Annotated in this window: 21 protein-coding genes and 1 other RNA gene; 15 read left to right on the forward strand and 7 right to left on the reverse strand. The window is 58.5% G+C overall.

Annotated elements, in window-relative coordinates; genetic code table 11:
- Positions 1-2 precede the first annotated feature (2 nt).
- From gatA to rnpB, 4 genes are all read left to right on the forward strand, one after another.
- Positions 3-1,490 carry an Asp-tRNA(Asn)/Glu-tRNA(Gln) amidotransferase subunit GatA gene (gene gatA / locus GOX75_RS00915; protein ID WP_171120443.1) on the forward strand — a complete coding sequence of 496 codons (1,488 nt, stop codon included), beginning with the start codon at positions 3-5 and terminating at the stop codon, positions 1,488-1,490.
- 40 nt (positions 1,491-1,530) lie between these two features.
- Positions 1,531-2,220, forward strand: a complete 690-nt coding sequence (locus GOX75_RS00920; protein ID WP_171120445.1) for a hypothetical protein — start codon at positions 1,531-1,533, stop codon at positions 2,218-2,220.
- On the forward strand, positions 2,204-2,887 hold the full coding sequence (locus tag GOX75_RS00925; RefSeq protein ID WP_371808128.1) for an N-acetylmuramoyl-L-alanine amidase: 684 nt from the start codon (positions 2,204-2,206) through the stop codon (positions 2,885-2,887). Before GOX75_RS00920 ends, GOX75_RS00925 begins: the two co-directional genes overlap by 17 nt.
- Positions 2,888-3,009: 122 nt before the next feature.
- An RNA gene (gene rnpB / locus GOX75_RS00930) (RNase P RNA component class A) lies at positions 3,010-3,407 on the forward strand.
- Between the two features lie 9 nt (positions 3,408-3,416).
- Here rnpB and GOX75_RS00935 read toward each other — a convergent pair.
- Both GOX75_RS00935 and GOX75_RS00940 read right to left on the reverse strand, forming a co-directional pair.
- Entirely contained in the window at positions 3,417-4,259 is an 843-nt protein-coding gene (locus tag GOX75_RS00935; protein WP_171120447.1) for a DUF2182 domain-containing protein, read from the reverse strand.
- A 12-nt stretch (positions 4,260-4,271) separates the two neighbouring features.
- Positions 4,272-4,907 (reverse strand): DUF1326 domain-containing protein, encoded by a 636-nt coding sequence (locus tag GOX75_RS00940; protein ID WP_171120449.1) that lies wholly within the window; start codon positions 4,905-4,907, stop codon positions 4,272-4,274.
- A 494-nt stretch (positions 4,908-5,401) separates the two neighbouring features.
- Here GOX75_RS00940 and rpmG point away from each other — a divergent pair, with 494 nt between their 5' ends.
- The gene (gene rpmG, locus GOX75_RS00945; RefSeq protein ID WP_005630270.1) at positions 5,402-5,569 is read left to right on the forward strand and encodes a 50S ribosomal protein L33; all 168 of its coding nucleotides are present in this window, start codon (positions 5,402-5,404) and stop codon (positions 5,567-5,569) included.
- Between the two features lie 216 nt (positions 5,570-5,785).
- Positions 5,786-6,292: a hypothetical protein gene (locus tag GOX75_RS00950; protein ID WP_171120450.1), complete on the forward strand. Its 507-nt coding sequence runs from the start codon at positions 5,786-5,788 to the stop codon at positions 6,290-6,292.
- 167 nt (positions 6,293-6,459) lie between these two features.
- Here the strand turns inward: GOX75_RS00950 and GOX75_RS00955 are convergent, their stop codons facing one another.
- Positions 6,460-7,236, reverse strand: a complete 777-nt coding sequence (locus GOX75_RS00955; protein ID WP_171120451.1) for a Bax inhibitor-1/YccA family protein — start codon at positions 7,234-7,236, stop codon at positions 6,460-6,462.
- 181 nt (positions 7,237-7,417) lie between these two features.
- Positions 7,418-7,627, reverse strand: coding sequence for a DUF1127 domain-containing protein (locus GOX75_RS00960; protein WP_171120453.1), 210 nt, complete (start codon positions 7,625-7,627; stop codon positions 7,418-7,420).
- Positions 7,628-7,754: 127 nt separating this feature from the next.
- On the opposite strand from GOX75_RS00960, the gene GOX75_RS00965 reads away from it, so the two are divergent.
- Entirely contained in the window at positions 7,755-8,636 is an 882-nt protein-coding gene (locus GOX75_RS00965) for a LysR family transcriptional regulator (protein WP_171120455.1), read from the forward strand.
- Here GOX75_RS00965 and GOX75_RS00970 read toward each other — a convergent pair.
- Positions 8,633-9,589: an NADPH:quinone oxidoreductase family protein gene (locus tag GOX75_RS00970; protein ID WP_171120456.1), complete on the reverse strand. Its 957-nt coding sequence runs from the start codon at positions 9,587-9,589 to the stop codon at positions 8,633-8,635. The genes GOX75_RS00965 and GOX75_RS00970 overlap by 4 nt on opposite strands.
- 336 nt (positions 9,590-9,925) lie before the next feature.
- On the opposite strand from GOX75_RS00970, the gene GOX75_RS00975 reads away from it, so the two are divergent.
- The 3 genes from GOX75_RS00975 to GOX75_RS00985 all read left to right on the forward strand — a co-directional run bounded on the left by GOX75_RS00975 (position 9,926) and on the right by GOX75_RS00985 (position 12,583).
- Entirely contained in the window at positions 9,926-10,297 is a 372-nt protein-coding gene (locus GOX75_RS00975) for a helix-turn-helix domain-containing protein (RefSeq protein ID WP_171120458.1), read from the forward strand.
- A 44-nt stretch (positions 10,298-10,341) separates the two neighbouring features.
- Positions 10,342-11,133: a histidinol-phosphatase gene (gene hisN / locus GOX75_RS00980; protein WP_171120459.1), complete on the forward strand. Its 792-nt coding sequence runs from the start codon at positions 10,342-10,344 to the stop codon at positions 11,131-11,133.
- A gap of 115 nt (positions 11,134-11,248) precedes the next feature.
- On the forward strand, positions 11,249-12,583 hold the full coding sequence (locus GOX75_RS00985; RefSeq protein WP_171120461.1) for an 8-oxoguanine deaminase: 1,335 nt from the start codon (positions 11,249-11,251) through the stop codon (positions 12,581-12,583).
- 68 nt (positions 12,584-12,651) lie between these two features.
- On the opposite strand, the gene guaD is transcribed toward GOX75_RS00985, so the two are convergent.
- Positions 12,652-13,941: a guanine deaminase gene (guaD, locus tag GOX75_RS00990; protein ID WP_171121674.1), complete on the reverse strand. Its 1,290-nt coding sequence runs from the start codon at positions 13,939-13,941 to the stop codon at positions 12,652-12,654.
- Positions 13,942-14,081: 140 nt separating this feature from the next.
- On the opposite strand from guaD, the gene mgtE reads away from it, so the two are divergent.
- A complete protein-coding gene (mgtE, locus tag GOX75_RS00995; protein ID WP_171120463.1) occupies positions 14,082-15,476 on the forward strand; it encodes a magnesium transporter in 1,395 nt (464 codons plus the stop codon).
- Entirely contained in the window at positions 15,473-16,036 is a 564-nt protein-coding gene (locus tag GOX75_RS01000; RefSeq protein ID WP_171120465.1) for a 5-formyltetrahydrofolate cyclo-ligase, read from the forward strand. Before mgtE ends, GOX75_RS01000 begins: the two co-directional genes overlap by 4 nt.
- A gap of 8 nt (positions 16,037-16,044) precedes the next feature.
- Here GOX75_RS01000 and GOX75_RS01005 read toward each other — a convergent pair whose 3' ends face one another.
- The gene (locus tag GOX75_RS01005) at positions 16,045-16,272 is read right to left on the reverse strand and encodes a DUF333 domain-containing protein (protein ID WP_171120467.1); all 228 of its coding nucleotides are present in this window, start codon (positions 16,270-16,272) and stop codon (positions 16,045-16,047) included.
- A gap of 88 nt (positions 16,273-16,360) precedes the next feature.
- Between GOX75_RS01005 and GOX75_RS01010 the strand changes: the two genes are divergently transcribed.
- From GOX75_RS01010 to GOX75_RS01020, 3 genes are all read left to right on the forward strand, one after another.
- Positions 16,361-17,176, forward strand: coding sequence for a TIGR00282 family metallophosphoesterase (locus tag GOX75_RS01010; protein ID WP_171120469.1), 816 nt, complete (start codon positions 16,361-16,363; stop codon positions 17,174-17,176).
- 80 nt (positions 17,177-17,256) lie between these two features.
- A complete protein-coding gene (locus GOX75_RS01015; RefSeq protein ID WP_171120471.1) occupies positions 17,257-19,035 on the forward strand; it encodes an SLC13 family permease in 1,779 nt (592 codons plus the stop codon).
- A 97-nt stretch (positions 19,036-19,132) separates the two neighbouring features.
- Positions 19,133-19,873: a YbaY family lipoprotein gene (locus GOX75_RS01020; RefSeq protein WP_171120473.1), complete on the forward strand. Its 741-nt coding sequence runs from the start codon at positions 19,133-19,135 to the stop codon at positions 19,871-19,873.
- Positions 19,874-19,878: the final 5 nt, after the last annotated feature.

The following is a 19,878-nucleotide window of genomic DNA, read 5'->3' on the forward strand; positions in this document are numbered from 1 at the left end:
ACATGAGCGATCTGAATAAACTGGGTCTGTCCGAGGCCCGCGACGCGCTGCGCAAGGGTGATGTGACCTCGGTCGAGCTGACCGAATCCTGCCTGAAGGCCATTGATGACGCAGACGCGCTGAACGCCTTCGTCCACAAAACACCTGAGATTGCTCTGGAGCGCGCCAAGGCTGCGGATGCCCGAATCAAAGAAGGCGACGCGCCTGCCATGTGCGGTCTGCCGATCGGCATCAAGGATCTGTTCTGCACCAAGGGTGTTCCTTCGCAGGCGGCGTCGAAGATTCTGGAAGGCTTTAAGCCCGAGTATGAATCAACTGTTTCACAGCAATTGGCCGATGCGGGCGCTGTGATGCTGGGCAAGCTGAATATGGATGAATTCGCCATGGGTTCGTCCAATGAAACCTCGGTCTACGGCAATGCCGTCAGCCCGTGGCGACGCGGCAATGACGATGCGCAATTGACACCGGGCGGCTCGTCCGGTGGGTCGGCCTCGGCTGTGGCCGCTGATCTGTGTCTGGCCGCGACCGGTACAGATACCGGCGGTTCGATCCGTCAGCCTGCGGCCTTCACCGGGATCACCGGCATCAAGCCCACCTACGGGCGCTGCTCACGCTGGGGCATCGTGGCCTTTGCGTCCTCGCTGGATCAGGCTGGTCCGATGACAAAGAACGTGCGCGACGCGGCAATCATGCTGGAAACCATGTGCGGCCACGACCCAAAGGATTCCACCAGCGCCGAGCTGGCCGTGCCGAACTTTGAGGCGATGCTGACCGGCGATATCAAGGGCAAGAAAATCGGTATCCCGAAAGAATACCGCATGGACGGTATGCCTGCCGAGATCGAAAAGCTCTGGTCCGACGGCGCGGCAATGCTCAAGGACGCGGGGGCCGAGATCGTCGATATCTCGCTGCCGCACACCAAATACGCGCTGCCAGCCTACTACGTGATTGCCCCGGCCGAGGCGTCCTCGAACCTCGCGCGCTATGACGGTGTCCGCTATGGCCGCCGCGCGACGCTGGCGCAGGGCGACGGCATCACCGAGATGTACGAGAAAACCCGCGCTGAAGGTTTCGGTCACGAGGTCCAGCGCCGCGTGATGGTTGGCACCTACGTACTGTCGGCAGGTTTCTACGACGCATATTACAACCGCGCCCGCCGTGTTCGCACCCTGATCAAGAAAGACTTCGAAGACGTCTTTGCCGCAGGTGTCGACGCGATACTGACCCCGGCCACCCCGTCGGCCTCGTTTGGTCTTGGTGAGATGACCGAGGCCGATCCGGTGCAGATGTATCTTAACGACGTCTTTACCGTGACCGTAAACTTGGCTGGTCTTCCGGGCATTTCGGTACCTGCGGGTCTGGATGCGCAGGGCTTGCCGCTTGGCCTTCAACTGATCGGTCGTCCATGGGACGAAGGCGATCTGCTGAACACGGCTTACGCGCTGGAAAACGCGGCGGGTTTTGTAGCCAAGCCGGGCAAATGGTGGTAAATCTCGGTTCAGGCAAGACGACTTAAAACGGAGCAGCCGAATGCGCCTTACGCTTCTGATTCCCGCCATTGGCTTGGTGGCCGCCTGCAATACGGTGGCCCCGATACAGAGCACAAGCTTCAATACGCCGCAATATCAGGCGCAGCGCGAGGCTGAATTGGCTGGGCAAGGGCTGACCGGTAACCCCTTGCTGGGACCGGTTGATGTGACCGAACAACAGCTTGGCGCCCCCGGCGATCCGCTTCCACCAACCGGAGAGAACGCGGATATCGCGTCGGCAACTGCTGTGGCCCTGGCCAACACCTCGGTTCCTGCGACGACGCCAGTCGCAAGCAATAACGCGATTTCGGACGAGCAGGATTTTGAGGCCGTGTCCGGGCGCCGTACCATTGAATCCGACGCGGCCCGGATCGAGCAAAATCGCCAAACCTACGAAGTTGTGGCACCGACCGCCGTGCCGCAACGGGGCACGGATGGTCAGCCCAATATCGTGCAATACGCTCTGAATACATCGAACCCGGTTGGCACACAGCTTTACAGCCGCGCGGGGTTTAACTTGCAGGCCAAGGCACAACGTAATTGCGCCCGGTATCCGTCGTCAGATCAGGCACAGATCGAATTCCTCGCAAGCGGCGGCCCCCAGCGCGATCGCAAAGGGCTGGACCCGGACGGGGACGGCTACGCATGTGGTTGGGACCCAAGCGCGTTCCGCAGTGCCGTCAATAACTGACCTTAACCCAATCTGGCACCCGTCACCCAATTTCGGGGAACGCCGGGGCGGTTTGAAGCCGTCGATGGTGGTTATCCACTACACCGCAATGGACAGCGCGCAGGACGCCTTAAAGCGCCTATGCGATCCGCAACACGAAGTTTCCGCCCATTTCCTGATCGGTTCAGACGGTAAACTCTGGCAGATGGTGCGCGAAAAGGATCGCGCCTGGCACGCCGGAGCAGGAGAATGGCATGGTCAGTCCGACATCAACTCTCGGTCAATCGGCATCGAACTCGATAATCGCGGCGACCATCCGTTCGCTGAGCCGCAGATGATGGTTCTTGAGCGTCTTCTGACCGCTCTTTTACATAGATGGAAGATCCCCCCCAATGGCGTCATCGGCCATTCTGATATGGCGCCCGGCCGCAAGCTGGACCCGGGTTCCCGATTTGACTGGCAACGCCTCGAGCATCAGGGGCTGGCAAAGCCGCGCGGCAAAGGTCAGCCCCCACAGATCGCTGAAATGCAAGAGTTCATAAGCTCGGCGCGCGCGGCTGGTTTCACCGCAAACGTCGACGATGAGACACTTCTAAATACGGTTCGCCTTCGATATCGACCTTGGGCTAGGGGACCTCTGACACCCGACGACCTCACTCCGCTAATAGAGAAGACCGGATCAAGCTGATCCGCTCTTCATCTGGCCAAAAATATCCCGGTGTTGAATTGGCCGCAGGCCAAGAAGGGGCTGGCCCCTTTACGTCCTAACCCCTTGACGCCACCCAACCCAAAGCATACCCACCGCACTGCGCGGAGGGCCGGATGGCCGCTGGGGCCTAGGCCCGAGAGGAAAGTCCGGACTCCAAAAGACAACGGTGCCGGGTAACGCCCGGGCGGGGCAACCCGACGGAAAGCGCCACAGAAATCAGACCGCCTGCGGCTTCGGTCAAAGGTAAGGGTGAAACGGTGGGGTAAGAGCCCACCGCGCCCCTGGTAACAGGGGCGGCACGGCAAGCCCCACCGGGAGCAATGCCAAATAGGGTCCCCGCGCGGGCCGGTCGGCGCAAGCCGATACCGCCGCTAAGCGCGTCTTGGCCGAGAGGGACCGGGTTGGCAGCTTGAGCCGCGCAGCAATGCACGGCCTAGAGGAATGGTCATCGAAGGGGGCAACCCTGGAACAAGATCCGGCTTACAGGCCCTCCGCGCGTATTCTTACTTTAAGTCCCCACAGCAATTGCGCTTCCAATCAGCCACAGACCCGCAACGATCAGGGCAATCCCGGTTGCGGGGCCTAGCCATCGCGCACGCGGCAGGAGCTTTTCCAGCCCCACATAAATAGCAATACCGACAATCCAGTAGAGGTTCATCACGCCTCCGACGAACAGCAGCAGCATCAACGCCCAGCAGCAGCCCAGACAATATGCCCCGTGCACTGCGCCCACGCGAAATGCACCCGTTGCGCCGGGTCGGTTGTGCTCGGCCAGAAACTGGGCCGGGCTGCGGCAGTGTCGCAGACATGCGGACTTCAGACTGGACAATTGATACAGACCCGCTGCCAGCAAAACACACCCGGCAAACACCTTGGACCGGATCGTCATCATAGGACCGTCCGACAGACCAATCTGCTCCAGCCCCCATTGCCCACCAGTCGCAAGCGCGCTGAACACAGCCCAAGCGACGAGGTAGCCGCTTAGAAAAACCAGGCTGAGCCATGTTGTGCGCTTCTTATCTGGTCCCATGCGCTTGATGGCTGAGTACAACAACACGGTCGGTGCGGCGCTGGGGGTCATCATCGCGATCATCATGACCCACCACATGAGGAATATCAGGATGGTGTAGGGCAGGGACCAGACGACCGGCCCGCCCATCTGCATGGGCTCACCGATCGGCCCTGCCATGCGGGTCATCTCGACAGCGGTCATGTTCATGCCGATACCGACAATGGTGTACCACGCGGCCCCCAACACGATCAGAGTGATGCAAAGCAGCACGACGCCACTGTCGCGCCGCAGAACGTAATCTACTGCTCCTGCGTGCGATTGATTTGTCTCAGAGGTCATATCGGCTGGGTATCACGCGCCGATTACGCCGTGGCCAGAGATATTGAGGTGGGCCAGATGCGCGTGCGTCGCATCAAAGGTCAGGCTGATTTCCCCACCCGTGGTTTTTGTTGTCCCGGATGCGGACTCAGCGTGCCGATACTCAAAACCGTTGGGCAGTTGGATGGACGCTCGATGCGGCAGCCCGGAAACGATATGAGGGATCGGGTTCACCTCAAGATCGAAGATACCTTTTACCTTTGCATAACCCTTGCGGTCTTCGCGGGACCAATCCAACTCAATCGGAAGGTAAAGTGTTTCGTGTTTTTTCGGCGCCATCGCGCTGTAGACGTACCAGAAGGTCGCCATCTCGTCGGTGTCTTCGCCTTTCATGATGGCTTCCAAAGCAGCCCTTTGATCCGCCGAGGCGCTTTCGTCGATGATCAATTGCATCTGGCCATTGCCTTCGTGGATGGGGCCCGGCCAGTAGTAGACGCCTGCCGCGCGCAGCCCAGCCAGATCGGTGTCCCCGTAATGCCCGGATTGAATGTCATACGCGACGACCGCCTCGCAATTGCCGTGCGTCGGCAACACACTGAACTGGCACGGGCACCCGAAGTTGCAGTTGCAATTGGCCAGCTCTTCGCCCTGAATCGTCCATTCCGTCATGATGTCCCCCCCAAAAAAATAGCTACAAACACCGCTGTCATTGGTGCTTGCCTGTTTTTGGTGCCTCGAAACCGAGCCGTTCGGGGGCTTCTTCGATTTTGGAACTGAGGGGAAGTTATCACGGTTAAGTGATTGCCACAAACTTTGGGGGTTTTCGCCATAAATCGTTTTATTGAGATGCCGCTTTTTCCGCGACCTCTAAGACTAAACGGATCGCCAAATCTGACATCCTGAGGGCAGGGCGCGATTCGGGCGGTTACCGATCATGGATCATCGGACTTGATGCAGAAAGTGCTGCGGAGTGCGCTCCGTGCAGTTAATTCGGGTCAGATTCAGTCTTGTTTCAGCTCGCCAACCCGTCCGTCTGATGCCAATCCCGCTTAGGCTGGTTATCAGGTGCGATTGCGCTTGACATGGGCGGTGCAGGGCGTAAAAGCGCACGCTCATAGGAATTCAACCGAAAGGCCCTGCCTTTTCGGACGCAGGAGATAACCATGGCGAAGCCGACGACAATCAAGATCCGCCTGAACTCGACCGCGGGCACGGGCCACTTCTACGTGACCAAGAAGAACGCGCGCACCATGACCGAGAAGATGACCGTTCGTAAATACGATCCGGTCGCTCGGAAGCATGTCGAGTACAAGGAAGGCAAGATTAAGTAATCTGCCGTCCAGCTTGGACAAAGTTCAGGGGTCTGCTGCTGCAGGCCCCTTTTTCTTTGCAATATGATGGGGTGCTAGACAAAAAACGGACCCTCGATCGAAAAGCACGCGTTGCAACGAAGCATCAGCGGTCAGATCAATCGAATGGGGCATGGGTTGCTTTTTTGAATGGCTTGCCACTACGCTTCAACAACTCGTTCCAAAATGTTGGCCGTCATGAAAAAAATCTTGTTATCCACAATCACTGTGTTGGCCCTTGCGGCTTGTGAAGACCCTTACAACCGTCAGGGGGTCGGGTTCACGGGTATCGATGGTGAACCACGAACCTTGTCTGATGTCCCCGGAGCCGTGGCTTTCCTGCCTCGGGCAACCAACGTACCCGCAGAATTGGCCGTGTTGCCGCCGATCCGGGTGACTTCCGGTGAGACCGATCCGCAGAAACTCGCGCGGGTTGCCATTGATAATGGCGGACGCAGCGACACCAACTCGGTTGTTCTGACCGGATTGTCCACGAACATGTTCCTGAGCACTGTAAGCGTAAACGGCACGCTCTATGGCGTCCTGCGCACGGAAAACAACAGTACCCGGGTCGACAATCAAATTGGCGCAGCGTTCGGCCAGAATGCCGAACAGTTTACCGGATGCCTTGCAGCAGGTGACGTGTTCCGCAAAGGTTCGTCGCAGCGCAGCTCGGGCTTTGCGGTTCCTTTGAACTGTAGCTAAGAGCAAATCACATATAGCTGACAGAGCCTCCACCAATCGGTGGGGGCTTTTTCTTACCCTGCTTGACGTAATGGGGGCAGTGCGCCACAGGAAAATCTTGCATCACTGGCCAAAAGAAAAGGGCGGACCCAACGGCCCGCCCCAAAAAGCCGAAGCTTGTTCGTCTGTTATTCCCGGTTGCCGAAGAGTTGCAGCAGGAACATGAACATGTTGATAAAGTCCAGATACAGGCTCAGCGCGCCCATGATCGCGGCTTTGCCCAACCATTCCTGATCGCCCGAGTGCGCCATCTGCAGGTAGGTGGTTTTGATGTTCTGCGTGTCATAGGCCGTCAGACCAGCAAAGATCAGAACGCCAATCACCGAAATTGCGAAGGCCACCGCGGAAGAGGCGATGAAGATGTTCACGATGGACGCGACGATCAGGCCGATAACGCCCATGATCAGGAACGTGCCCATTGCGGACAGGTCTTTCTTGGTGGTGTATCCGTACAGCGACAGACCGGCAAAGGCGATCGACGTGATCAGAAAGACCTGAATGATCGACTGACCGGTAAAGACCAAGAAAATCCAGCTGATAGACACACCCATGACGGCGGCGAACAAGTAAAAGACCGACTGAGCGCCCGATGCGGACAGGCGATTGATTCCGGCGCTGAAGCCAAAAACAAAGGCCAGCGGTGCAAACATGATGACCCACTTCAGGGGCGACGCGAAAAGCGTTGCGCCGAACGAGGTCAGGTATTTGTTGGCGCTTAGCTGAGCCGCGGCGGCCGACGGATCGGTTGTCGTTGCAAGACCAGCAATCGCCCAAGCCGCAGCAAAGGTGATCAGCATGCCAACGGACATTGTGCCGTAGACTTTGTTCATATGGGCGCGCAGGCCCTCATCAATCTCGGCAGCGCGGGCACCGGCCGCTGTCCGGATCGTGTCAAATTGTGCCATTAAAGGGTCTCCCTTTACTTATTCTTGTTGCGCCCTGAAATCAGTGCGCGTTCCCCGCAAATATCGGCAAGTGCGAGCTACGTTTCAAGGGTTTAACACCGGAAACTGGCTAAAACACGCTACAAAAATGGCGGCCTGCTGACACGGGCCGCCATTCAGCGAAAAAAGATGCATCCTATGGTCACTTTTGCCAGAACTCCGGTGCGTCCCAAATATGACGGGTTGCCTCTGATTGGGCTTGTTCTCTTGTGATTCCAATATCCTCTAACGCCCGGTCGTCCAGTTGGCCAAGGGCGCGGCGTTGACGCATGAGCGACAGCGCGTCCCAAAGAGAAGTTACTGAAAAACGGCTGCGTGGATTGCAATTCGAAGCGAGTGTTAACTGGGTCATAGCTTATGTCCTTTCCGTGAATTTCGATGGTTTGCGCCGGTCTTATCAACTTCCTTGATTTATATGGCTCGATATGGCACATTTTAAAAATGAATATTTATGAACTGATGCATAAGGAATCGTGAACATGCGAAATCTGGACATCACCACGTTGCGCTCTTTCGTGGCGGTTGCCGATCAGGGCGGTGTGACGCGGGCGGCGGGGTTTTTGCACCTGACGCAATCCGCCGTTTCCATGCAATTGAAACGTCTGGAGGAACTGCTGGGGCTTGAATTGCTGGACCGCAGCGGCAGAACGATTGCGTTGACCGCGTCTGGCGAACAGTTGCTGGCCTATGCCCGTCGCATGATCGCCCTGAATGATGAGGTGATTTCGAAGCTCACGGATCAGGCATTTGAAGGAGAAGTTGTTTTGGGTGTGCCCCATGACATTGTCTACCCGGCCATCCCTCGGGTACTGCAACGCTTCAATGCCGATTTCCCGCGCGTGCGTGTTCAGTTGGTGTCGTCCTATTCGCTGCAACTGAAGGATATGTACAAAAAGGGAGAGTGCGACCTGATCCTGACAACAGAAGCGTCTGTCGGCGATGGGGCCGAAACAATTGCCGAGCTTCCGCTGCGTTGGATAGGGGCCCCCGGCGGCTCTGCCTGGCGCAAACGCCCTTTACCCTTGGCGCTTGGTCGTCGGTGTTTGTTCCGCCCGCAAGTGATCGCGGCCTTGGACGAAGCAGAAATCCCGTGGGAGCTGTCGGTCGAAACCGAAAACGACCGCACGATCGAAGCGACGGTCAGCGCGGATCTGGCCGTTCATGCGATGCTGGACGGAACCGAAGCGGCGCATCTTGCGCAAATTGACGACGGGGGCGTTTTGCCGGAACTGCCGGCGCACATGATCAACCTCTATGGCGGTGAAGCCGGTCGCGGCGCGGTTGTTGAGGCATTGGCCTCTTTGGTTCGGCAGAATTTCCGTCTGGTTGGTGGGACGCAGTTGAAGGCCGTAGTGGGCTAGGGGGTTATCACGACTTTGCCTGTCGCTGTACGGTCCCGCAAAAGCTGCAACCCTTTTTCGACCTCGGCCAAAGGCAGGGTGTGGCTGATGTGGGGCTTGATCCGGCCTTCGGTATGCCACCGAAACAAGGTGTCAAAGCTGTCCTGAACGATCTGGGGGCGGAATTTCAGGTATCCGCCAATGTAGAAGCCGATTACGGTCAGGTTTTTGACCAGCAGGTGGTTTGCGGGGATTTGGGGAACATCCCCACCGGCGAAACCGATCGGAAGCAGGCGGCCCTCGGGGTTTGTCGCGCGAAACGCCGCTTTGAAAACCTCTCCGCCAATCGCGTCGTAAACAACGTCTGCCCCGCCCAATTCCAGAACCCTCTCGCGCAGGTCTTCCGATGCGTCGATCAGATGGTCAGCGCCAGCGGCCCGGGCCACTTCAAGCTTGTCGGCGCCACGCGCCTGCGCGATGACCGTCGCCCCCATCAGTTTACCGATCTCGACAGCAGTCAGACCCACGCCCCCAGCCGCACCGGTGACCAACAGCGTTTCACCGGGCTGAAGGCGCGCGCGATGGTCCAGCGCGATATGGCTTGTGCCGTAGGCAATCTGGATCGCTGCTGCGTCTTCAAAGCTCATCGAGTCGGGCAAAGAAATCGCGCGAGCGGCGTCGAAAACACCGAACTCAGCCAGTCCGCCTTGGCCGGAATACACCGCCACGCGATCTCCGGGGCGTAGATGCGTGACGTCTGCGCCCAGTGAATCTACGACACCTGCGATTTCCATGCCCTGAGTGAACGGCGCATCAGGTGTGTCCTGATACGTGCCTTTCTGCATCAGAAGGTCGGCAAAATTCAAACCACAGGCCTTGACCCGGATGCGTATTTCGCCGGGGCCGGGTTCGGGCTGGGGCATGTTGCAAAGTTGGGCCTCAGCCCCTTTGGATTGAATTCTATAGGCCAGCATGATCACGCTCCGTATTTTATGTGCATAGATTCGTTTTGGCCTGCGAATGTCAATCGTTTACCCCACGAGACAATTGGGGCGGAAATCTCAATATTGAACATTATATGTAATAAGTGCACGTGCAGGCTTTGGTGGATCCGTACAACCATAAACCTTTGTTACCGGACGAAGATTCAACCTTCTTGAAAAAATAACCAAAAGAAGCAATATTGCGCTATGGTGCTGATTTGGGGGCATGATCCAAATTAGGGAGTGGTTAAGCACAGCTCACTAGTGATGCGGCAGTGAAAGCGGTCGCGCGCCCCCTGTGGTTGTGTGTAGAAGAGGAGAATACCAATGACTCATCACGTCGATGTCCATGTGGGCAAACGCGTCCGGCATCGCCGCTGGCTGATAGGCATGACCCAGCAGCAGCTGGCGCAGCAGGTTGGTATTAAGTTTCAACAGATCCAAAAATACGAGACCGGCGCCAATCGGATCAGCGCCTCTCGTCTGTGGGATATTGCCGAAGCATTGGATGTTCCCGTCAGTTTTTTCTTTGAAGGTCTGGAAGAGACCGAGAAAGACACAGCCGGCAAGAAGTCTGTTCCTGCCGATCTGATGGGCGACAAAGAAGCGCTGGATCTGGTCCGGTCCTATTACGCGATCCCCGAAAATCAGCGCCGCCGTTTGTTCGAACTGGCGCGTGTCCTAAGCGATGTCGCGTAATTTGCCGGGTTGACTTCGGTGCGTGCGGGCCGCACGGGTAGCGCATGCAAAAAACTTCGCTGAATGACTTGGAAGTCGCTGAAGAAATGGCCGATGCAGCACGCGAGGCCATTCTTCCTTATTTCAGGCAATCCAACCTGGAAACATCCAATAAACTGTCTGGTGGGTTCGATCCCGTCACCATTGCCGACCGCGAGGCTGAAAAAGCCATGCGCGAAGTTCTTGCCCGTCACCGGCCCGATGACGGCATTTTCGGCGAGGAATTCGGACAGGTCCAAGGCAGCACAGGTCGCACGTGGGTTCTTGACCCGATCGACGGTACGCGGGGGTTCATCAGTGGCACGCCGACCTGGGGTGTTCTGATCGCGTTGAGCGGTCAGGACGGCCCGATAATGGGCGTCATTGACCAGCCCTATATCGGTGAAAGGTTTTTGGGTTCCACAGATATCGCTCAGGCGGTCGGGCCGACTGGGACGATGCAGCTCAGCACGCGGTCGACGCGCACTTTAGATGAAGCGATTCTGTTCACGACGTTCCCCGAAGTCGGATCTTTGCAGGATCGTGCAGGGTTCGAGGCCGTCGCACAACACGTGCGCCTGACCCGGTACGGCATGGATTGCTACGCTTATGCCTTGCTGGCCGCTGGTCAGGTTGACCTGGTGATCGAGTCGGGTCTGAACGCCTATGACATCCAAGCCCCAATTGCGGTGATCCAGGCCGCAGGCGGTATTGTCACCGACTGGCAAGGCGGCGCTGCCCATAATGGTGGGCGCGCACTGGCTGCGGCAAATGCGGATGTCCATGCCGCAGCTTTGGAAATCCTGCGCAATTATTGAAACCTGTTGCCGTGGCGGAGCCGGTCGGGTAGGTTCTGCCCGGCTGGTTCTTATGCCCGTTTTCCGCCAGCCTTCGCACTCCATGCATGAAACGGGCTTGTGCAAGGAGGGCGAAATGACCGAAATCCTTATCAAAAATGCCGACACAATCCTGACAATGGATGACACGCGCCAAGAGCTTTCGGGCGCGGATATCCTGATCCGTGACGGCCAGATTGCCCAGGTCGGGCATGCGTTGCAGACGGGCGGCGATATCCACGATGCTTCGGGTTGCGTTGTGACCCCCGGACTGGTGAACACGCATCACCACCTGTATCAAACCCTGACGCGCGCTGTTCAGGGGGGGCAGGATGCGCTGTTGTTCGGCTGGTTGAAAACGCTCTATCCAATCTGGTCCCGGTTCGGACCGGAAGAGATGTTTGTCTCAGCACAGATTGGACTGGCAGAGCTTGCCCTGTCGGGATGCACCCTGAGCTCAGATCACCTGTACCTGTATCCGAACGGCGCCAAGCTGGACGACACCATTGCTGCGGCGGCTGAGGTCGGTATGCGGTTTCATCCCACACGCGGCGCGATGAGCATAGGTGAAAGCGAAGGTGGCCTTCCGCCGGATTCTCTGGTCGAGGCCGAACCCGCCATTCTCGAGGACATGATCCGCGTGGTTGATACATTCCACGACCCTTCTGACGGAGCCATGTGCCGGGTGGGGCTAGCACCCTGTTCACCTTTCTCGGTCAGCCGCGACCTTATGCGGGACTCCGCGGTTCTGGCCCGCGACAAGGGTGTAATGCTTCATACACATTTGGCTGAGAACGACGAGGATATCGCTTATTCGCAGGCGCAGTTTGGCTGCCGACCGGGGCAATATGCCGAAGAACTGGGCTGGACCGGATCAGATGTCTGGCACGCCCACTGCGTTAAGCTGGACGGGGCTGAGATCGACCTATTCGCACGTACACAAACCGGGGTGGCTCATTGCCCCTGTTCGAATTGCCGCCTTGGGTCCGGCATCGCACCAGTGCGCGCCATGCGAGATCGCGGTGTACCCGTCGGGCTCGGCGCGGATGGGTCCGCCAGCAATGATAATGGAAGTTTGGTCCTTGAGGCACGGCAGGCCATGCTGCTGCAGCGGGTCGCAAACGGGGCCGATGCTATGTCTTCGCGCGAGGCGCTGGAAATCGCCACCCGAGGCGGCGCAGATGTGCTGAACCGCCCCGATTGCGGACGGTTAGCGCCCGGCAAACGCGCCGATATTGCCATCTGGGATACGCGCGGCATCGAAAGCGCCGGCAGTTGGGACCCGGCAGCCTTGCTGCTGGCGGGGCCGATGAAGGTCAAGCACCTGTTTGTAGAAGGCCGCCAGATCGTGCGTGACGGGCAGATCACAACGCTCGACCTGCCCAGAACTATCGAAACCCAAAACCGCCTCGCCCGCGCTTTGGCAGGCTAGGTCAGGGTCCGCTCTTCATCTGGCTCAAAATATCCCCGCCGGAGGCATGGGCCGTAGGCCTATTCCCTTCAGCGCGATACGGCCCGCCCGCCGATCCAAACCTCGGCAATGGCACGGTCGTCGCCCATCATGATGGTTGGGAAAATGGCTTCCCATAGATCCTCGGCGCAGGCTTCACGCTGGGCAATCGCGGGGGTTGAGGCAAGGTCAAGTACGACCAAGTCCGCCTCCATCCCCGGTGCGACGTTGCCGATGCTGTCATCCAGCCGCAGCGAGCGGGCGGAACCGACGGTGCCCAGCCACAGCAGTTGCGCCGCGTGCAAAGGCGCGCCGCGCAGTTGGCCAATCTCGTAGGCCGAAGCCATGGTGTGCAGCATCGAAAAGCTTGACCCGCCGCCTGTATCCGTTGCCAAGCCGACGCGGTGGCCGTCCTGCATCAGGCCGGTCATGTCGAACAAGCCTGAGCCGATGAACGTGTTGGACGTCGGGCAGTGGATCAGGGCCGCATCCACTTCGCGCAGGCGATCGCGTTCGCGCGCCTCCAGATGGATGACGTGGCCGTAGACGCCGTACGATCCCAGCAGGCCGAATTTCTCATATGTATCCAAATAATCCCGCGCCTCGGGGAACAGCTCGCGAACCCATGCGATTTCGTCGGTCTGCTCGCTAAGATGGGTTTGCATCAGGCAATGCGGGTGCTCGGCCCACAGCGCACCCATCGCCTCAAGTTGTTCGGGCGTGGATGTTGGAGAGAAGCGGGGCGTAATCGCATAAGACAGGCGGTCGACTCCATGCCATTTCTCCAGCAACGCTTGGGACTGATCATAGGCCGTCTGCGCCGTGTCCCGCAGCCGCTCGGGCGCGTTGCGATCCATGCAGGTCTTGCCCGAAACAACGCGCTGATTGCGCTGCTGCGCGGCTGTGAAAAAGGCGTCGACGCTTTCGGGGTGGATGGTGCAGAAGCTGCACATCGTCGTCGTGCCATGGGCCGCCGTCAGATCGAGATAGCGGTTCGCAATCTCCGAGGCATAGGCCGGATCGCCAAATTTCATCTCTTCGGGGAAAGTATAGGTGTTCAGCCAGTCGATCAGGCGTTTGCCCCAACTGGCGATCATCGCGGTCTGGGGATAGTGCACATGCGCATCCACGAACCCAGCCATGATGACATGATTGCCGTGGTCAACCACGGCGGCCTCGGGATGTGCGGAACGCAGGCTGTCAGCATCCGCCACCGCCGAAATCCGGCCGTCTTCGATCAGAACGGCCTCGCTGATCTTGACGGCCTCGGTTGGCTCTCCTTCGAAGGGGGAACCTGTAAAGCTCAGAACACACCCTTTCAGCAGCGTTTTTTGCGCCATTTTCATTCATCTCCGCCTGTATGGGACTGCGAAACAGCATAAGGGCGGGAAACTTGCCGGTAAATCGGCGCATTGTCATTGTTTTCCGGTAGCTGCTTCTTCTAATTAGGGGGCAATGACCGAACGGAACGGGGGCAGATATGACCACAGGCTTTGATGAACCCGTAATAGATACGCACAGCGACGAAGACGTCTATGCGCTGGATCGCAAAACCGTGGCTTCGATCCTTTACGCGGTGGATGTGGATGACCGCGACAAGTTGATCGAGTTGATGGAGCCGTTGCACCCGGCTGACATCGCGGACCTTCTTGAGCAGATCAACCCATATGATCGCGCCCGGCTGATCCGGCTTTATGACAAGGAATTCGACGGCGATATCTTGTCGGAACTCGATGAGGCCGTTCGTGAGGAGATCATCGGCATCCTCAAGCCGGACGTTCTGGCCGATGCCGTCCGCGACATGGAAAGCGACGATGTCGTTGACCTGCTCGAGGACCTTGAAGAACCGCAGCAAGAAGCCATTCTGGACGCGCTGGAGGATTCCGAGCGGATCGCGGCGGAACAGGCCCTGTCCTACCCCGAAAATTCAGCCGGTCGTCTTATGCAGCGCGAAGTCGTCATGGCGCCTGAGCATTGGACAGTGGGACAAGCCATCGATTTCATGCGAGCCAATGATGGTCTGCCCGAGCAGTTCTATCACGTCGTGCTGGTTGATCCCCGCCTGAAGCCCTCGGCTCAGGTCATGTTGGGTAAGCTTATGGCGGCGCGGCGCGACGTGCCGTTGCAGGACATCACCGAAGAGGAATTTCACACAATTCCCGTCGATCAGGATGAGGAAGACGTGGCCTATGCCTTCAACCAGTACCACCTGATCTCGGCCCCGGTTGTCGATGCTGACGGTCGGCTGGTTGGGGTCATCACAATCGACGACGCAATGGTCGTTCTGGACGAAGAGCATGAGGAAGACATCCTGCGTCTGGCGGGGGTGAGCGACGAAAGCTCGCTGTCCGACTCGGTGGCGGCAACCAGTAAGCGGCGTCTGCCGTGGCTGGCCGTGAACCTGTGCACAGCGATCTGTGCTTCGCTGGTTATCTCGCAATTCGAGGCGGCGATTGATCAGTTGGTGGCGCTGGCGATCCTGATGCCGATTGTGGCGTCGATGGGCGGCAATGCCGGGACACAGTCGTTGACGGTTGCCGTGCGCGCACTGGCAACGCGCGACCTGACGCCGTCGAACGTGCTGCGGGTGATCCGTCGTGAGTTGCTGGTGGGGATGTTGAACGGCCTGTGTTTCGCCATCGTGCTGGGAACGGTCGGGATGCTGTGGTTCGACTCGCCGCTATTGGGTGTCGTGATCGGGGCCGCCTTGGTCGTGAACATGATCATCGCTGGTTTCGTTGGTACGGTAGTACCGGTGGTGCTGGACCGTCTGGGCGCTGACCCGGCGCTTGCGTCCGGCACCTTTGTGACAACCACGACGGATGTCATGGGGTTCTTCCTGTTCCTTGGACTTGCCAGCGTGGTGCTATTGTGACCGATTTGACCGAAATTAAGGCCGCAGCACGGAAAGAGGCGTTCGCCCGTCGAAAGGCCGCGTTTGATGCGCGCTTACCCGGTGCGGCCGGGCGCCTGTCCGAAGTTCTGGCGGGGCACCGGGGTGTGCCGCTGTCTGGCTATATGCCGATCCGAACCGAAATTGACCCACTTCCGGCAATGGCCGAGGCATCGGCTTATGGCCCGGTTGGTGTGCCTGTCATACAGGCCGCAGGACAGCCCTTGAAGTTCTCTCGCTGGATACCTGAGGGCGCGTTGAAGGACGGGCCATTCGGGGCCAAAGTTCCCGAGGTCGATGACTATTTCGAGCCGGAAATCCTGATCGTCCCACTGGTCGCGTTTGACGCCCAAGGGGGACGACTGGGGTATGGCGGCGGCTTTTATGACCGCACGCTGGAAGGGCTGCGGGCAAAGCGGCCAACACTTGCCATTGGTTTTGCGTTCGATGCGCAACAGGCCGATCGGCTGCCTCTTGAGCCAACCGATCAACCGTTGGACATGGTCGTTACAGAAAGTCGTGTACTGACCTTTCCGTCGTGAATGGAATATTATCCCGAGTGGTTCTCGCGGAAATAATCCCAGGCATCGACTTCCTGACCGTCTGCCAGTTTGCAGATTCCGGTCTGCCCGTCGGCACCGTCACGGATTTCGTATGTTCCACCGCTTTCAACGCAGAATGTCGCTGCGGGATTCGCCAGTTCTGCTGATTGCTCAGGCACTGGGTCACAGGCGGCAAGCGGCGTCAGAATTGCAGCCAACAAAAGGAATCGGTTCATCAAGAGCTCCTTTGGAATGGGAATTTGCGGTTTATGGTGTCAGTTTAACCACTTGTGCTTGATGGATGCCACACTTAGGACGGTTTAAATGAGGATTCTGTTTTTAGGTGACGTCATGGGCCGGGCGGGACGCTCGGCCGTTCAGCAGCACTTGCCGCGTTTGCGCGACGAATGGCAGCTCGATTTTGTTGTGGTCAATGGTGAGAACGCCTCGAACGGGATGGGGCTGAGCGGGGATCACGCAAAACTGTTGCTGGATGCGGGCGCGGATTGCCTGACGTTGGGCGATCACGCATTCGACCAAAAGGACATGCTGCAGTTCATCGAAAATGAACCGCGCATTGTGCGCCCCGTGAACTTTGCCAAAGGCGCACCGGGGCGGGGGCATCGTCTGTATACCGCGCCGGGGGGACGCAAGGTGCTTGTGGTGCAGGTGCTGGGGCAGGTGTTCATGAAGCGGCCCTTTGATGACCCGTTTTCGGCTGTTGAGCCAATCCTGAAATCCCATCCGCGCGGTGGGCAAGCTCATGCGATCATCGTCGACATGCATTGTGAGGCGACCTCGGAAAAAATGGCGATGGGTCATTATTGCGACAAACGCGCCAGCCTTGTGGTGGGCACGCATACGCATGTGCCAACGGCGGACGCGCAGATCCTTCCGGGCGGCACGGCCTATTTGACCGATGCGGGTATGTGCGGGGATTATGACTCGGTGATCGGCATGGACAAGGTAGAACCCATGCGCCGTTTTATCACCGGAATGCCTAAGGCCAGATTTACTCCGGCCAATGGTGAGGCAACCCTCAGCGGGGTGTTCGTCGAGACCGACGATCAGAACGGGCAGGCAAAATCTGTTCAAATGGTACGCGTTGGCGGGCGGTTACAGCAGGTGGGGCCGCAGTAAGGCTTGCTCTGGCCCGCGCAATGCGGGAAACTGCGTGCCGGGCGCGTATGCCAAGCCAGGGTTCGGACAGAATACCAAGAATGCAATTCCTCCAACTGACAGAAACAGGAAGCGCGATACTGGCGCTGTTGGTCGTCGCAGGCATGTTCGTCATGTTCCTGCGAGAGGTCTATCCGACCGAGGTCGTCGCCATTGGCGGCGTGGCCGTGATGCTGGTGACAGGCATTCTTCCATACCAAAGCGCCTTGGCTGTCCTGTCAAACCCCGCGCCGTGGACCATCGTCGCGATGTTCATCATCATGGGCGCGCTGGTACGGACCGGAGCGTTGGATGCGTTCACCTCGACTGCCCAGAAACAGGCGCAGGTGAACCCGCGTATCGCTATCGGATTACTGATGGCCTTCGTGGTTCTGGCGTCGGCGGTTGTGTCGAACACACCGGTCGTTGTCGTGATGATCCCGGTATTTGTGCAGATTGCGCGGACGCTTAACGTCCCGGCCTCAAAACTGCTGATCCCACTCAGCTATGCGGCCATTCTGGGCGGAACGCTGACCCTTATCGGCACGTCGACCAACCTTTTGGTGGACGGTGTCGCCCGGTCGCAGGGCATGACTCCGTTCACGATTTTCGAGGTTACGCCGCTGGGGATCGCGCTGGTGATCTATGGTATGGTGTATCTCCGATTCATCGCGCCACGTTTACTGCCTGAGCGCGACAGCATGGCGTCGCTGTTAAGCGACAGGTCCAAGATGAAGTTCTTTACCGAGGCGGTTATCCCCCCGGAAAGCAACCTGATCGGCCGCGAAGTCACCGGTGTTCAGCTTTTTAAACGCCCCGGCGTGCGCCTGATCGACGTCATCCGTGGTGACGAATCGCTGCGCCGGAACCTTAAAGGCGTTCAGCTACAGCTTGGTGATCGCGTGGTTTTGCGTACCCAGATGACCGAGTTGTTAAGCCTGCAGCGCAACAAGGAACTGAAGCGTGTGGATCAGGTTTCAGCGGTTGAGACCAAAACGGTCGAGGTACTGATCACTCCGGGTTGCCGCATGGTTGGGCGAACGCTGGGCGCGATGCGCTTGCGGCGGCGCTATGGCGTTTATGTGCTGGCGGTACACCGCCGGAACCAGAATATCGGGCGGCAACTGGATGAACTTGTGGTGCGTGTAGGTGATACTCTGCTGCTGGAAGGTTCGCCCGAGGATATTCAGCGGCTTGCGGCAGATATGGAGATGGTCGATGTCACGCAGCCCTCGGCCCGCGCGTTCCGCCGCAGCCATGCGCCGATTGCGATCGGGGCACTTGCAGGCATCGTCGTGCTGGCCGCACTGGGCATTGCACCAATTCTGCTGTTGTCGGTTCTGGCCGTTGCCGTGGTTCTGCTGACACGGTGTATCGACGCGGACGAGGCTTTTTCCTTTGTCGAAGGCCGCCTGTTGGCGCTGATCTTTTCCATGCTCGCCATTGGTGCCGCGCTGGACAAATCGGGCGCAGTCTCGCTGATCGTCGAAGCTGTCGCGCCGGGACTTAGCGCGCTGCCGCCTTTCCTGATCATTTGGGCCGTGTACCTGCTGACCTCAGTGCTGACCGAACTGGTGTCCAACAATGCGGTCGCTGTCGTTGTGACGCCCATCGCCATTGGGTTGGCGCAGGCCGTTGGTATTGACCCGCGCCCACTTGTCGTTGCGGTAATGGTTGCGGCCTCGGCGTCATTCGCTACTCCGATTGGGTATCAAACCAACATGATGGTTTATGGTCCGGGCGGGTACAGGTTCGTCGACTTCATGAAGGTGGGTATCCCACTGAACCTGACCGTGGGCTTGCTGGCGTCGCTTCTGATCCCGCTGATCTGGCCGTTGTAAGATCGGCGTATTATCGCTGGTTTTCCGGCGAAGTCCTTGTAAAATCGACCTCTATTACAATGTTTCTGGAAATGATTTTGCAGGAAGGAGCAAACATATGCTCAAATCCGGATCTTCTGCCCTGGCTGCTGTCGCGCTGACCGCCGTTCTGGGGGGCGCTGCGAGTGCCGGAACGATTGAAGGCACGGCCACCTATCGCGAACGTATCGCAGTGCCGCCTGATGCAACCCTGTTGGTGCAGTTGCAGGATGTTTCGCGCGCCGATGCGCCGTCAGTGACGCTGTCTTCCAAACGCTATGCATTGACCGGAGTGCCCGCCCAATTCGAGCTTAGCTATGACGATGCGCTGATCCGCGACAGGATGCGGTATGTCGTGCGCGGGTCGATCTTTCAGGGTGACAAGCTGCTGTTCACGACGGACACGGCGTATCCGGTTCTGACGAACGGGGATGGAAACACTGTCAATCTGGTTCTGGTCCAAGCCCAACCACAGGGGGTCGCCACGTTGGAAAACACAAAGTGGATGGCGACCGGGCTGAACGGAAAACCGCTTGAGACAGAAAAGCGCCCAGAACTTGCCTTTGCCGAAGGTGGGGCGTTTTCAGGCAGCGGCGGCTGCAACCGGTTCGCAGGCGAGGCCAAGATTACCGGAAGTCAGATTGACTTTCCGGACAACATGGCCGCGACCCTGATGGCTTGCCCGCCGCCGCTGGATGAGATCGAGCGCGAGTTCTTCAAAGCCCTGTCCGGCGTGACGGCTTATGCGTTCAAAGGCGACACGCTTGTGCTGCTAGACAGCGCAGGACAGGCCGTTATCCAGTTCGCACGCGCGAGTTGATAGCT

Origin of the sequence: Ruegeria sp. HKCCD7251 (assembly GCF_013031165.1) — a bacterium.
Taxonomy (GTDB): Bacteria; Pseudomonadota; Alphaproteobacteria; order Rhodobacterales; family Rhodobacteraceae; genus Ruegeria.

Excerpts from the sequence above, each read along its gene's own strand:
- GOX75_RS00965 (WP_171120455.1), top strand. The coding sequence starts at position 7,755 with ATGCGAAATCTGGACATCACCACGTTGCGCTCTTTCGTGGCGGTTGCC.
- GOX75_RS00935 (WP_171120447.1), bottom strand. The coding sequence starts at position 4,259 with ATGACCTCTGAGACAAATCAATCGCACGCAGGAGCAGTAGATTACGTT.
- hisN (WP_171120459.1), top strand. The coding sequence starts at position 10,342 with ATGCAAAAAACTTCGCTGAATGACTTGGAAGTCGCTGAAGAAATGGCC.
- GOX75_RS01005 (WP_171120467.1), bottom strand. The coding sequence starts at position 16,272 with ATGAACCGATTCCTTTTGTTGGCTGCAATTCTGACGCCGCTTGCCGCC.
- GOX75_RS00940 (WP_171120449.1), bottom strand. The coding sequence starts at position 4,907 with ATGACGGAATGGACGATTCAGGGCGAAGAGCTGGCCAATTGCAACTGC.
- GOX75_RS00950 (WP_171120450.1), top strand. The coding sequence starts at position 5,786 with ATGAAAAAAATCTTGTTATCCACAATCACTGTGTTGGCCCTTGCGGCT.
- GOX75_RS01020 (WP_171120473.1), top strand. The coding sequence starts at position 19,133 with ATGCTCAAATCCGGATCTTCTGCCCTGGCTGCTGTCGCGCTGACCGCC.
- gatA (WP_171120443.1), top strand. The coding sequence starts at position 3 with ATGAGCGATCTGAATAAACTGGGTCTGTCCGAGGCCCGCGACGCGCTG.
- GOX75_RS00955 (WP_171120451.1), bottom strand. The coding sequence starts at position 7,236 with ATGGCACAATTTGACACGATCCGGACAGCGGCCGGTGCCCGCGCTGCC.
- GOX75_RS00970 (WP_171120456.1), bottom strand. The coding sequence starts at position 9,589 with ATGCTGGCCTATAGAATTCAATCCAAAGGGGCTGAGGCCCAACTTTGC.
- GOX75_RS01010 (WP_171120469.1), top strand. The coding sequence starts at position 16,361 with ATGAGGATTCTGTTTTTAGGTGACGTCATGGGCCGGGCGGGACGCTCG.
- GOX75_RS00960 (WP_171120453.1), bottom strand. The coding sequence starts at position 7,627 with ATGACCCAGTTAACACTCGCTTCGAATTGCAATCCACGCAGCCGTTTT.
- GOX75_RS00985 (WP_171120461.1), top strand. The coding sequence starts at position 11,249 with ATGACCGAAATCCTTATCAAAAATGCCGACACAATCCTGACAATGGAT.
- mgtE (WP_171120463.1), top strand. The coding sequence starts at position 14,082 with ATGACCACAGGCTTTGATGAACCCGTAATAGATACGCACAGCGACGAA.
- rpmG (WP_005630270.1), top strand. The coding sequence starts at position 5,402 with ATGGCGAAGCCGACGACAATCAAGATCCGCCTGAACTCGACCGCGGGC.
- GOX75_RS00975 (WP_171120458.1), top strand. The coding sequence starts at position 9,926 with ATGACTCATCACGTCGATGTCCATGTGGGCAAACGCGTCCGGCATCGC.
- GOX75_RS01015 (WP_171120471.1), top strand. The coding sequence starts at position 17,257 with ATGCAATTCCTCCAACTGACAGAAACAGGAAGCGCGATACTGGCGCTG.
- GOX75_RS00920 (WP_171120445.1), top strand. The coding sequence starts at position 1,531 with ATGCGCCTTACGCTTCTGATTCCCGCCATTGGCTTGGTGGCCGCCTGC.
- guaD (WP_171121674.1), bottom strand. The coding sequence starts at position 13,941 with ATGGCGCAAAAAACGCTGCTGAAAGGGTGTGTTCTGAGCTTTACAGGT.